Raw genomic sequence first — 12,683 nt, 5'->3', positions numbered from 1 at the left:
GGTTCAGCCAGCAGCGCGCTGCTGGTCGGGAAAATGGTGAGGCGCCTGCAGCCGCGCTTCCAGTGTTCGGGTAAAGGCGCGCGCTTCGGCTTCGCTGCGGAATGTCACGGCGTGTTGGTCCAGGCGGACCTGCCACTGGGAACGGGCCACTTCTTTTATCAGGATCTTCATTGCTGACCTCCTATAAGTAAAAGATTTGCCTTGCAGAGGCCACGATTGTAGACCCGATCCAGGGCGTAGTTGTGACAAAGGTCAACTCTCTGACTGACGGTGTCGGCCCTGTGCGCACGACACCGTCACCGCTGTTCTAGAAGCCTTCCAGGACAATCTTGCCTTTGGCCTTGCCGCTTTCCAGCAACTCATGGGCGCGTCGCAGGTTCGCCGCGTTGATGGTGCCGAAGTGTTCGCCCACCGTGGTTTTCAGCGTCCCGGCGTCGATCAGATCGGCCACGCGGTTCAACAGTCTGTGTTGTTCGATCATGTCGGCGGTTTCGAACAACGAGCGCGTGTACATGAACTCCCAGTGCAGCGACAGGCTCTTGCGCTTGAGTTTGGTGATGTCCAGCGCCTTTGGGTCGTCGATCAGCGCCAGTTTGCCCTGGGGTGCCAGGGCCTCGACCAGTTGATCCAGATGCTGGTCAGTCTGGGTCAGGCTGGCAACGTGGGTCACCTGTTCCACGCCCGCGCGCTTGAGAGCTTCGCTGAGCGGCTGGCTGTGATCGATCACCAGGTCTGCGCCCAGCTCACGTACCCAGGCTTGGGTTTGCGGGCGCGACGCAGTGCCTATGACCTGAAGCCCGGTCAACTGGCTGGCCAGTTGGGTGAGGATCGAACCGACGCCCCCGGCCGCGCCAACGATCAACAGGCTCTGGCCCTCGGCGGCTTGGCCTTCGCGCACCTGCAGGCGCTCGAACAGCAGTTCCCATGCGGTGATCGCGGTCAGTGGCAGGGCCGCAGCTTCGGCAAAGCCGAGGGTTTTCGGCATGTGGCCGACGATGCGCTCATCGACCACGTGCATTTCGCTGTTGCCGCCCGCACGGGCGATAGAGCCGGCGTAGAACACCTTGTCACCGGCCTTGAACAGTGTCACTTCGCTGCCGACCGCCTTGACCACGCCTGCCACGTCCCAACCCAGGACCTTCGCCTCGCCGTCTTGTGGCTGGACGTTTTGCCGAACCTTGGTGTCCACCGGGTTGACCGAAATCGCTTTGACTTCGACCAACAGGTCCCGCGGGCCGGCGACGGGTTCGGGCAGCTCGATGTCTTGCAGGGCGTTTTTGTCGCTGATCGGCAGGGACGCGTAGTAAGCAATGGCTTTCATGGAGCACTCCAGGGTCGGGATGATTTCGATGGGCAGATGATTAGCTATTTCTACCGAAGATAAAACCCGCTAAAAGAGCAGTCTCTTTCAATATTTTGTTGATAATAGGCCGCACATGCTGCGTTTTGATGACCTGCAATTATTCGTCCGGGCTGCCGACCTGGGGAGCCTGTCGGCGGCCGCCCGGGGCATGGACATGTCAGCCGCCGTGGCCAGCGCGGCGTTGAAGCGCATCGAACACCAGCTCGGCGCGCGTTTGCTGGCCCGTTCGACCCGCAGCCTGCGCCTGACCGCCGAGGGCGAAGGTTTCCTCGAATACGCCCGGGCGGCGTTGAGCAATATAGAGGAAGGGCGCCGCCTGCTGGCCAGTGGGCAGGATCAGGTCAGCGGAGTGTTGCAGCTGTCGGCACCATCGGACTTCGGCCGCAATGTGTTGCTGCCCTGGCTGGACGATTTTCAGCGCGAGCACCCCAAGCTCACGGTGCGCCTGCTGCTGGGTGACCGCATTGCCGACCTGTTCCGCCAGCCGGTGGATATCGCCTTGCGCTACGGTGAACCGGAGGACTCAAGCCTGGTGGCGCTGCCCATTGCCCCGCAAAACCGCCGCGTGCTGTGTGCAGCGCCGAGCTACCTGGCCAGCCATGGCGAGCCTCGGCAACTCGAGCAACTGGCCCAGCACAATTGCCTGCTGTACATGCTTGGCAGCCGCGTTCACGACCATTGGAGTTTCCATGACGGCAAGCGCGAAGTCGGCCTGACAGTCAGCGGTGATCGCTTCAGCGACGATGCCGACGTGGTGCGTTTGTGGGCCGTGGCGGGGGCAGGCATTGCCTATAAATCCTGGCTGGATGTTGCCGCAGATGTCCTGGCTGGCCGCTTGAAAATCCTCATGCCGGAACTGACGGGCGAGCGCGCTTCTCTGAATTTGTTGTGCGCTCATCGCGCACAATTGAGTAAGCCTGTGAACCTTTTACGGGAAATGCTCGCCAGTCGATGCGCGCAATTGAGCAGGCAATTTCCCGGTTTATCAGAAGCAAGGCACTAATTGCTCGAAAATAGCGATCCCCCCCAAGCTTGGGTGGGGGCTGTTCATGCAATCACAAACCCTGTTCTCACAGGTATGACACCTGTGGGAGCAAGGCTTGCCCGCGATGGCGGTGCAGGGTGTTTACGGCTTGACCAGCCGCGCATCCAGGCTGTTCTGCGCCAGCCGCTTGGCCTGATCCTGGGTCATGCCCAAATGGGTGTGCAGGGCATGGAAGTTCTCCGTCACATAGCCGCCGAAGTACGCCGGGTCATCGGAGTTCACTGTGACCTTCACTCCGCGCTCCAGCATGTCCAGGATGTTGTGCTGGGACATGTGATCGAACACGCAAAGCTTGGTGTTGGACAGCGGGCAGACGGTCAGCGGAATCTGCTCGTCAATGATTCGCTGCATCAGCCGCTCGTCTTCGATGGCGCGCACGCCATGGTCGATGCGCTGGATTTTCAGCAGGTCGATGGCTTCCCAGATGTACTCCGGCGGACCTTCCTCACCCGCGTGGGCGACGGTCAGGAAACCTTCGTGGCGAGCCCGGTCGAACACTCGTTGAAACTTGCTCGGCGGGTGACCCATCTCCGAGCTGTCCAGGCCTACCGCGACAAACGCATCGCGAAACGGCAGGGCTTGATCCAGGGTTTTCTGCGCCTCATCTTCGCTCAGGTGGCGCAGGAAACTCAGGATCAAACCACTGGTGATGCCCAGTTGCTGCTCGCCATCTTTCAACGCCGCGGCGATGCCATTGAGCACCACTTCAAAAGGAATGCCACGATCGGTGTGGGTTTGCGGATCGAAGAACGGTTCGGTGTGAATCACGTTCTGCGCCTTGCAGCGCAAGAGGTAAGCCCAGGTCAGGTCGTAGAAATCCTGGGAGGTGCGCAACACGTCAGCGCCCTGATAATACAGGTCCAGAAACTCTTGCAGATTGTTGAAGGCGTACGCCTTGCGCAGGGTTTCCACATCGCTCCACGGCAGGGCGATCTTGTTGCGTTCGGCCAGGGCGAACAGCAGCTCGGGCTCCAGCGAACCCTCGAGGTGCAGGTGCAGTTCTGCCTTGGGCAGGGCGTTCAGCCAGTCGTACATATTCTTTTCTCATCAGGTGCAGATGACGAGCATTCTACAGATGCTCGCGGCCACCATTGGTAAAACCTGACCAGGTGGTTCATCACCCTGCCTGGGGCTCGCGGCGGTAGGCATAGGTGTCGGCGAATCGTGAGAGCAGAAACTCGGCGCAGGTGGTGATCGGGTACTTCGCCGGATGGTGCTCGTCCTGGCAGCCGGGCAGGCATTCAATCCGGGTGTCGGGGTGCGGTTCGGCGAAGAACGGCATCGAGTATCGGTCCACGCCCAGCGGGCTGATCACCCGGTGGGGCGTCGACAGATAACGGTCGTTGCTCCAGCGCGCCATCATGTCGCCGAGGTTGACCACGAAGGTACCTTCGATGGGTGGAGCGTCGATCCACTCGCCCTTGACGTTACGCACCTGCAGGCCGCCGGCGGCATCCTGGTAAAGCAGGGTGATGCAGCCGTAATCGGTATGGGCGCCGGCACCTTGTTGTTCTTCCGAGCTGGCGGTGTGGCGTGGCGGATAATGGATCATGCGCAGCACGCTGACGGGCTGGCTGAAGCGCGAGTCAAAGAAATCGGGATCGATGTCCAGCGCCAGGGTCATGGCCCTCAGCAAGGTCTGGGCAAGGGCTTGCATGTCGATGTAATGCTGCTCCATCAGGGTTTCCCAGCCGGGTATCGACGGGTGGCGATTGGGACCGCGCAGCGGTTTTTCGGCCAGCACTTCGGGGTGGTCGGCCGGCAGGTGCAGGCCCATGTCGAAGGTTTCTTTCAGGTCGCTGGGTTTCGATGGGTCGAGTTGTTCCGTGGCGATTGCGCCATAACCGCGGTGGTGGCGGGTCTGGGTGATGTCGATCTGCAGTTTTGTCGCGCTGGGCTGGGCGAAGAAATCCTTGGCCTGGGCGAGTACTTCTTCGATGCGCGTCGAACTGATCGGGTGACCCTTGATATAGAAAAAGCCCCATTCGCGGCAGGCGCGGTCGATTTGGCTGGCCACGGCCGCCCAGGCGACCTGGTCGTCGCTGTAGAGCTGGGCGATGTCGATGATGGGAAGGCTGTTCATGCGATTGTCCTGAAGAGTGCGCGGTGTGCGGAACATCGGAGATATAGTGTGGGAGTGAGCCTGCTCGCGATGAGGCCAGGGCATTCAGCATTGATGTTGAATGTAGTTGCGCCATCGCGAGCAGGCTCGCTCCCCCAGGAAGGACAGTGGTTCAACCCAGGCGAGTTACTTCGGTATGTCAGCCTTCATGCCTTCCACGTAGTAATTCATCGAAGCCAGTTCGGCATTGGTCGCCGTCACGCCCGCCGGGATTTTCTCGGCACCGGCCTGGTCCTTGATCGGCCCGGTGAACGGGTGGAACGCGCCGCTCTTGATGTCGGCAATGATCTGCTCGGCCTGGGCTTTCACCGGCGCGGGCACCAGGTCGCTGATTGGCAGCTCAACGGTACCTTCCTTCAGGCCACCCCAGTAATCCTGGGACTTCCACGAGTGATCCAGCACGCTCTGCGTCGCCTGGATGTAGTGCGGGGCCCAGTCGTTGACGATAGAGGTCAGCACCGCTTTGGGACCGAAATGAGCCATGTCCGAAGCGTAGCCTACGGCATACACGCCGCGGCGTTCGGCAGCCTGGATCGGTGCCGGGCTGTCGGTGTGCTGGAACACCACGTCCACGCCCTGATCGATCAGCGCATTGGCGGCGTCGGCTTCCTTGCCCGGATCGAACCAGGAGTTGACCCACACCACCTTGATCTCGGTGCCGGGGTTGTACTTGTTCAGTGCCAGCTGGATGGCGTTGATGTCGCGGATCACTTCCGGGATCGGGAAGGACGCGACGTAGCCGATTTTTTTGCTCTTGGTCATTTTGGCCGCGAGGAAGCCGCCAACATAGCGCCCCTCATAAGTGCGAGCCAGGTACGTGCCGAGGTTCTTGTCCTGCTTGTAGCCCGTGGCATGTTCGAAGGTCACTTTGGGAAATTGCTTTGCCACCTTCAGGGTCGGGTTCATGTAGCCGAAGGACGTGCTGAAGATCAGGTCGTATTTGTCCTTGGCCATGTTGCGGATCACCCGTTCGGCGTCGGCGCCTTCAGGGACGTTTTCCACATAGTTGGTGGTGATCTGGTCGCCGAATTTTTCGGCCAGTGCCTTGCGTCCCTGTTCATGCTGATACGTCCAGCCGTGGTCACCGATCGGGCCGATGTAGACGAAACCGACTTTCAGCGGTTCGGCGGCCGTGGCGGTCAGGCTGGCGCTCAAACCGATGGCTGCGGCGACGGCGCAAAGCAGTTTCTTCAACGGGCGGTTGTGCATGAATTGAAACTCCATGTTGTTGTGAGGTTGGCAGTGGGCAATGCAAATTGCTGACCAACAGGACAACAAAATCAAAAGATCGCAGCCTTCGGCAGCTCCTGCACGGTCCGGATTGTTCTGCAGGAGCCGCCGAAGGCTGCGATCTTTTGATTCACCAGGACCAACCCGGTGCACGTGACCGAACCCGCGCCACCCGCTGGTGCGCTAAGGTGTAACGAAACGTTAGCGCCGCACCGTAGTCAGTAGCTCATCACATCAACTGCGCTTCATTCGGTAAAAGGCCCGCAATGCTCACACTCCTCAAGCAAGAAAAGTTTCTGCTGCTGGCCCTGATCGCCGCATTTGTCGCTTATCCACTGGAACACTGGCTGCTCAACAGTGGCCAGGCGGTAGCGCTGACCGGTGGGCTGGTGCTGATCGCATTCATCGTCGTCGCTTCCATGCGAGTCGCGCATCACGCTGAGTTGCTCGCGGAAAAAGTCGGCGATCCCTACGGGACCATGATCCTGACGCTGGCCGCCGTGCTGGTGGAAGTGGTGATCCTGGCGATCATGATGAGCAACGAAGCCTCTCCTACGTTGGTGCGTGACACGATCTACTCGGCGGTCATTTTGTAGACAATGCTTTTATGGGGTCAAAAAGTGTCAATCCACTTTATTGGTTGTTGACTCAAGATATTGATTTTATTTAGATATTTTTCTGATTAGATAGCTTTCAATGTGATTTCTCCACGTGCACTGTGTCTAAACTCGGTGTCACGCCCGGTGTCAAACTCCTTGCGCCTCAGCCACATTGAAAAGAGATGCCGGTCTTGTCGATGGGGAGTAAACCTGCATACCTCCTACCAGGTAGTGGGTACTGTTGTTACAGCCTCATTTTTCTAGACACATCCCTCTTTGGTGTCAAAGCCCTTAGGCTTTGACCTGCTCCTGCTCCTGCTCCTGCTCCTGCTCCTGCTCCTGCTCCTGCTCCTGCTCCTGCTCCTGCTCCTGCTCCTGCTCCTGCTCCTGCTCCTGCTCCTGCTCCTGCTCCTGCTCCTGCACTTGATATTGATCAGGTAGAGAAGAATGCTTGTGCTAGATGCTGGCCCCGCCGTGTGCCCTGATAATCAAAACGACACACATTTAAAGCCATGTGCCATGGTAGGGGGGGGCGGCGCGATTCTTTAGGGTGATGGCCATTTGGCGCTTTTCGAGTCATGATCAATTTCTGTGTTCGCGGAAGCGTAGTGAACAGTGTCAGCCTATGCCTTAGGCCAAACCAGGGATCGGATCAGTGTCATCATCTGCAGATAGTGCCCCGTCGCTCAGTAGTGTCATCCAGAAGCTGTTGGATAAATCACCTCTGGATCGTTTCGTGAAGTGTACGGTGGACATAGCTACCGTACCTCCATATAAGGCTCCACGAGTCGCGCTACTGCATGTCCGATTCAAAGAAGATATTCCCAGTATCAGGGCGTTTGCCGATTTCCTTGGTAACCAAGCAGCGAACTATGCGTTGAGCCGGCGGCGTCGAGATGCGTACCAGGCCCGGATAGCTTCTGCAGAAAACGGGGATGTTTCAGCTGCGCAAGAGCTCAGTCGGGCTGTAAGGAATGCATTCATCGAGTTTCGAAAGGCTCACCCCTCCAGGGCTAGCGAAGTGGGGGAGGTGCTGGCTTACTGCGTCGCCGTTCACCATCTACAGGCGTCTCAGCTGATCGCCAAGATGGCCTTGAAAACCAGCAATAACATGCCGGTCTATGGCCTCGATGGTATCCACGCCTCGGTGATCAACGGTGAATTAAATGTATTTTTCCTAGAGTCGAAGCTTGCAGGTACTGCCGCCAGCGGCACAGCTGATTACGCGGAATCTGTCTCAGGCTTCCTCAAAGACGATGGGCAATATGAGCATGAGTACGGGCTGGTTACTAGCCTGGGGAATCTTGATGCGCTCGACCCAGCTGATAAAAATTTGATGATGGACTATCTCGATGTATTCAGTAATCCAAATGCCCCCAGGCGTGAGCGATCTGTGGGAGTAGTGTGTTACTCAGAGGTCAAGCATTTTGCGAACAAGCTTGAAGTCGATGAAGGTTCAATATCCAAGCATGAGGATCATTTCGGTGAACTCTATAGGAGCGATTTCAACAGACACCATACCAATCTGAGCAATCAGCTGGGTGTTAAGAAAGTTGATCCGAATAAATGCATGGTTTATTTGATAGCGGTTCCCGATGTCGACGAGCTGAGAGAGATGTTTTACGACTCGATAGGCCTTACGGGCTTGGAATCAGATGTTCCTCTTACTCCGCCTTCCGTCATCGAGGGGGGCGCGCTATGAGCACTTTCGCGGCGGAGCTATCCTCACGGTTTGTCCAGAATGAAAAATTCAGACGTGCGCTAGGTCACCTCCAGGCTTGCGGTGCTGCCAGTGCGCTGCCTTGCTCGGTAGTGCAGCCGCATGGAATACCCGATCAGAATGCGATCGGGAAAATGCTGTATTGCGCATCAGTGTTTGCACAATCTGGTTCCGAGTTGCATATAAGTATGGCTCAAACGATTGCTTTTAATGCAATGTTGATCTCGCAGGAATCGAGCGTTCTTGAAAGATGCGCAACGATATTGACAGAGATCGGAAATTTTCCGAGTTTGACTTATGCGGAGAAGCGGCACTCTACAAAGCCTTCAACATTGCTAGGGATGATTCAGAGGAATATTGTTGAGCAGCTGAATACTGTTGAGGTGGCAGGGTCGTCGATTACTCTCACCGATTATCAGCGTAAGGTGTGGGACTCTCTTCAGGAGGGGCGCTCTTTAGCGATATCGGCACCTACGTCCGCTGGAAAGTCATTCCTGGTAATCGAACACTTGTGTAGAGATGCGCTGGCGCTTCCACATTTTGTATTTGTCTACATCGCACCGACGCGAGCACTGTTGTCCGAAGTCCATTTGAAAATAAAGGAGCGTCTTGCAAGTGACGTGACTATCCGCGTCACAGATATCCCCACTTTTGAGGGCGTGCCTCGACAAATTTTTGTGCTGACTCAGGAGCGATTTAAAGTTCTTCTTTCGATAACCTCATCTCCGATAAACTTTGTGGTTGTTGACGAGGCTCAAAACTTGTCAGATGGCGCCCGGGGGATGATACTGCAGGACTGTATTGAGCAATGCTATGCACGAGATCATAAAACCCACGTGGTGATGCTCGCACCCGGCGCACAAGGTTTTGCGAATGCACTGGAAAGCCTAGGTATGCCTGGAATTCCGGAAGTCAGCACCACTGTCTCACCCGTGCTGCAAAACCGCATCGTGGTATCTAAAACTCCGGCCCTCAATCAGCTGGAATTCAAGCTGCTCAATGCCCATGGATACTCTCTTATTGGCACTATGCCCTGCAAAGTCGGTCTTGACTTGGTTGAAAGCAAGCTTGCAGCTGTCGCATTGGAATTGGGGAGCGGCGGTGCATCCCTGGTCTATGCAAAGACGCCTACCGAGGCGGCAAGCCTCGCCGGTTCTATTGCTCTAGGTTTAGATGATGTGGCAGATGCTGGAGCCAATGAGCTGGTGGAGTTCATTAAAGGTCATATACACCATGAGTATCACTTGATCGGGATGGTTAAGAAGGGAGTCGCCTTCCACTATGGACAAATGCCTTCCCTACTTCGTGAAGCGATTGAGGCAGCATTTCGTGCCGGTATCATAAAATTCCTGGTGTGCACTACAACCCTGTTTCAGGGTATCAACCTTCCTGCTCGCAATGTTTTTATAAATACCCCGGCCAAGGGACGGGGAGAAAAGGTAATGCTGGATCCTGCCCTGCTTTGGAATTTTGCCGGTCGAGCAGGGCGCATGGGTAAAGACATAGTCGGGAACGTATTCCTCATCGATTACGACGCCTGGAGTACGCAGCCCATGGATACGTTCTACAAATTCACCATTCGATCCGCGCTTTCTGAGTTTGTCACTGAGAATGCTACGGATGTCCTGACGGTGTTAAATAAAGGGAAGCTTGATTCCAGGCCAGGGGATGAGCGTTCTCGGAATGCAACTGCATCAGCCGGCATGCTCGTGAATAAAGCTCGCCAGGGCGACGTTACGGATTATCTGATCCGAGTCGCCCCGGCGTTAGATTATTTTGAATTCCGGGATATCCAAGAGGCGGCTAATAGGGCCTCTGAAGAGCTACTGCTGCCTCAGCATGTAATAGAAGGAAACTGGACATTAGATTTGTTCGCACTGGACAGGTTGATGGCTCACCTCGTTGAGCGCCTCAACGATGGAACCTTAGATAGCGTGGTACCTAAAAGCCCATCAGATCTAGGTAGAGCGGCCTTCAGCCACTACCAAGAAATCTTTAATATATTGTTCAGGTATATAAAAGGTTTTGATAAAAATTTTGGGGGCTACGTTGCCCGTATTGCAGTGAAATGGATGGAAGGTAAACCCTACCCCTTTATTTTGAGTTACGAGATCAGATCCGAAAAGCTTCGTATCACGAAGAAACGTAATCAAGAAAATCTCAATCTCATGGCTGATTCTAATTATAGGGTTAAACGTATCGCCGAGGCCGATCCGAGTAAGGTGATCAAAAAGGCGTTTGATACCATAGAAGATGTCGTTCGTTTTCAATTAGTACAGATGGGTAAGGCTTATAACGATATACTAATACATATCTTCAATGATAATGGTCTCGCGCACAAGGTGCCCGAGATTTTTGATTTTGCGTTGGCCTTGGAGCTTGGAGTTAGCACAAATACCGGGCGCGCATTTTTGGAGTTGGGTCTCTCTCGAATTGCTGCTTCCGAACTTCAGAAGTTAATTCCTAATAGCGATCTTGATATTTCAAGTGCCAGGCAGAAGCTGTTAAGTTTTGATCCGTCGCCGCACAAGCTGAGCTCGGTCATCTTGGCAGAGATAGATAAGGTGAGATCTACTATCGCACCTGTTGATACCGCTGTTTCGGGTTAACCCACCCGTACATCGTTTCTGGCGGCTTACAGGTCAAATGTTCCAGACACGGGAATGAAGTGAATCATCTCGTTGCGCGGTCAAGGGCGTGAATATTCACTGCATCCATGGATGAACGGGTTGGTAAGTCAATTGTCTAGTAGAGGTGCTTTCCGTGTCACATGACGAGATGCATCTCTGAGCCGACGGAGAGCGTATGGAAAGAATTGGCCCCGGAATGCCTGAAGTGGCCGGGGAGCAAAATACCGGAAGGAGCCTTAGATGGCCGGCAGCAGCCTGTTCGCACTATTAGATGACATCGCCACACTACTAGACGACATCTCGCTCATGAGCAAAGTCGCTGCAAAGAAATCGGCTAGTGTCCTGAGCGACGACCTTGCTGTGAATGCTGAGCAGGTTACCGGCATGAAAGCAGACCGAGAGCTGCCGGTGGTATGGGCTGTATTCAAGGGGTCGTTGAGAAACAAAGCAATCCTGGTGCCTTGTGCGTTGGTGTTGAACGCACTGCTGCCTGCGGCGGTTCACTGGCTGCTCATGATTGGGGGAGCATATCTCTGTTATGAAGGCTTTGAGGCTATCAAGGACAAGCTCACGGCGAGTCGAGACGATGGCACAGAGCAGCCAAAGAAAACGAAGCCTAAGACACCTGAAGAGCTCGCGGCTTATGAAAAGAAGAAGATTGCTGGGGCGGTACGCACGGATTTTATCCTGAGCGCCGAGATCATCGTCATCACCCTGAATATCGTTACTGATGCACCAATGCTCCAGCAGGTTTTAACGCTAGCGTTGATTGCTGTGGTCATGACGGTGGGCGTTTACGGCTTGGTCGCTGGGATCGTACGCCTGGATGATGCAGGCCTTATCCTCCAGAAATCTAAAGCTACCGGTACATGGGGTTCTGTGGTGAGAACTGTCGGAGGATGGCTGCTGTCAGCTGCGCCAAAGCTTATGAAAGCACTGTCCTGGATAGGAACTGTCGCAATGTTTTTGGTCGGTGGAGCGTTTATCACAGAAGGCATTGAGCCGATGCAGCATTTTGCTGAGAGACTGGTCGAAGAGGCAGGTGCGTGGGAAACCGTCGCAACTCTAGGTATCCACTGCCTAGTAGGCGCCTTCGTAGGCATGGCGGCGGTACTTATCGTCAAAGGCATCACCATTATCTCTGGTAACGCCTCAACTTAGTCTGCCGGAGCTGACCAGGCGCACTCCCTCCCGGCTCACCTTCCTCAGAAAACCGAGTGTTGGACGTAGCAGAGCTCTAAGAAGCGCTCGCTACAATGTTCCGTAATTGGCGCATTAAGCTTCAAAATAGGGCTAATGCGCCGTTTTGGGGACACTAGCGTCTCCCTCCAGCGTCCAGGGTTGTGAATCACTCATGCCTCGAATCAGTCGGCCCATTCCAGTCTGATGAAGTCTTCGATGCTCTGTGCTCGAGCTAGAACCATTTCTTCAGTCCATGATTCAGCGTCATGAATCTGTTGGCCAACCTGGATTGTGGCAATGAGACCGCAGTTACGATAAACCTCAAACTTTTCAATTGGAGGCTTCGCTTTGAGCGATGAGTTGATACCTGGCGGGAGCATAGTCAGATTGCCCAAGTGATGAGCCCAATCAACGCCGCTGCTTTGAGCTGCTATGTGCTCTATAGAGCTCGCGGGATCTTGCTCCCAGATCTTGCTCCATTGGCTTTCGTTGAGCTTTTGTCCGGCAAGTTTTGCCAAGTGCTCGTCATAACGGTTAAGCAAATAGCGCAGTTGATTTTGCCAACCCTCGTAGCTGCTTATCCAATCGATGTTTTTTAAAACCTCGTCAATCGAATATCCCTTGGAGATTTTCTGGATCCCACTAAGGATCTGATCCTTATCCAGGGCGGTTGCAGGAGCTGAGTGCAACACGGTTATTGAATCGAAGTGGGAGTATCGTGCCGCATCGCAATGGCCTTTTGCATCACCTCACTCATCACTTCGATCGGACATTTGAAATCGAAGCGTTTAC

The 12,683-nt window shown here is 55.1% G+C and carries 11 protein-coding genes and 1 pseudogene; 5 read left to right on the top strand and 7 right to left on the bottom strand.

What is annotated here, in order from left to right; all coding sequences use genetic code 11:
• Positions 1-3: 3 nt before the first annotated feature.
• Both IMW75_RS04195 and IMW75_RS04190 read right to left on the bottom strand, forming a co-directional pair.
• Positions 4-171, bottom strand: a complete 168-nt coding sequence (locus tag IMW75_RS04195; RefSeq protein ID WP_177328532.1) for a hypothetical protein — start codon at positions 169-171, stop codon at positions 4-6.
• A 136-nt stretch (positions 172-307) separates the two neighbouring features.
• On the bottom strand, positions 308-1,321 hold the full coding sequence (locus IMW75_RS04190; RefSeq protein WP_205891955.1) for a zinc-binding alcohol dehydrogenase family protein: 1,014 nt from the start codon (positions 1,319-1,321) through the stop codon (positions 308-310).
• Positions 1,322-1,436: 115 nt separating this feature from the next.
• On the opposite strand from IMW75_RS04190, the gene IMW75_RS04185 reads away from it, so the two are divergent.
• On the top strand, positions 1,437-2,366 hold the full coding sequence (locus tag IMW75_RS04185; protein ID WP_205891954.1) for a LysR family transcriptional regulator: 930 nt from the start codon (positions 1,437-1,439) through the stop codon (positions 2,364-2,366).
• A 123-nt stretch (positions 2,367-2,489) separates the two neighbouring features.
• Here IMW75_RS04185 and IMW75_RS04180 read toward each other — a convergent pair whose 3' ends face one another.
• From IMW75_RS04180 to IMW75_RS04170, 3 genes are all read right to left on the bottom strand, one after another.
• Complete coding sequence (locus IMW75_RS04180; protein WP_045058182.1) at positions 2,490-3,443, bottom strand: adenosine deaminase; 954 nt, start codon at positions 3,441-3,443, stop codon at positions 2,490-2,492.
• Positions 3,444-3,525: 82 nt separating this feature from the next.
• Positions 3,526-4,491 carry an isopenicillin N synthase family dioxygenase gene (locus IMW75_RS04175; RefSeq protein ID WP_205891953.1) on the bottom strand — a complete coding sequence of 322 codons (966 nt, stop codon included), beginning with the start codon at positions 4,489-4,491 and terminating at the stop codon, positions 3,526-3,528.
• 165 nt (positions 4,492-4,656) lie between these two features.
• A complete protein-coding gene (locus IMW75_RS04170) occupies positions 4,657-5,739 on the bottom strand; it encodes a BMP family ABC transporter substrate-binding protein (protein WP_045058184.1) in 1,083 nt (360 codons plus the stop codon).
• Between the two features lie 287 nt (positions 5,740-6,026).
• Between IMW75_RS04170 and IMW75_RS04165 the strand changes: the two are divergent.
• Positions 6,027-6,353: pseudogene (locus IMW75_RS04165) on the top strand (calcium:proton antiporter); the annotation flags it as partial.
• 297 nt (positions 6,354-6,650) lie between these two features.
• Here the strand turns inward: IMW75_RS04165 and IMW75_RS27155 are convergent.
• On the bottom strand, positions 6,651-6,782 hold the full coding sequence (locus IMW75_RS27155) for a hypothetical protein (protein ID WP_272873805.1): 132 nt from the start codon (positions 6,780-6,782) through the stop codon (positions 6,651-6,653).
• Between the two features lie 232 nt (positions 6,783-7,014).
• Here IMW75_RS27155 and IMW75_RS04160 point away from each other — a divergent pair, with 232 nt between their 5' ends.
• The 3 genes from IMW75_RS04160 (at position 7,015) to IMW75_RS04150 (ending at position 11,870) form a co-directional block, all read left to right on the top strand.
• The gene (locus IMW75_RS04160; RefSeq protein WP_336512398.1) at positions 7,015-8,061 is read left to right on the top strand and encodes a HamA C-terminal domain-containing protein; all 1,047 of its coding nucleotides are present in this window, start codon (positions 7,015-7,017) and stop codon (positions 8,059-8,061) included.
• The gene (locus tag IMW75_RS04155; RefSeq protein WP_205891952.1) at positions 8,058-10,688 is read left to right on the top strand and encodes a DEAD/DEAH box helicase; all 2,631 of its coding nucleotides are present in this window, start codon (positions 8,058-8,060) and stop codon (positions 10,686-10,688) included. Before IMW75_RS04160 ends, IMW75_RS04155 begins: the two co-directional genes overlap by 4 nt.
• A 261-nt stretch (positions 10,689-10,949) precedes the next feature.
• Positions 10,950-11,870, top strand: coding sequence for a DUF808 domain-containing protein (locus tag IMW75_RS04150; RefSeq protein WP_205891951.1), 921 nt, complete (start codon positions 10,950-10,952; stop codon positions 11,868-11,870).
• A 203-nt stretch (positions 11,871-12,073) separates the two neighbouring features.
• Here the strand turns inward: IMW75_RS04150 and IMW75_RS04145 are convergent, their stop codons facing one another.
• A complete protein-coding gene (locus tag IMW75_RS04145; protein WP_205891950.1) occupies positions 12,074-12,583 on the bottom strand; it encodes a GmrSD restriction endonuclease domain-containing protein in 510 nt (169 codons plus the stop codon).
• Positions 12,584-12,683: the final 100 nt, after the last annotated feature.

Origin of the sequence: Pseudomonas gregormendelii, assembly GCF_017114825.1 — a bacterium.
Classification (GTDB): domain Bacteria; phylum Pseudomonadota; class Gammaproteobacteria; order Pseudomonadales; family Pseudomonadaceae; genus Aquipseudomonas; species Aquipseudomonas gregormendelii.
The sequence above is the reverse complement of the archived record's forward strand: the minus strand, read 5'-3'. Positions and strand labels throughout refer to the sequence as shown.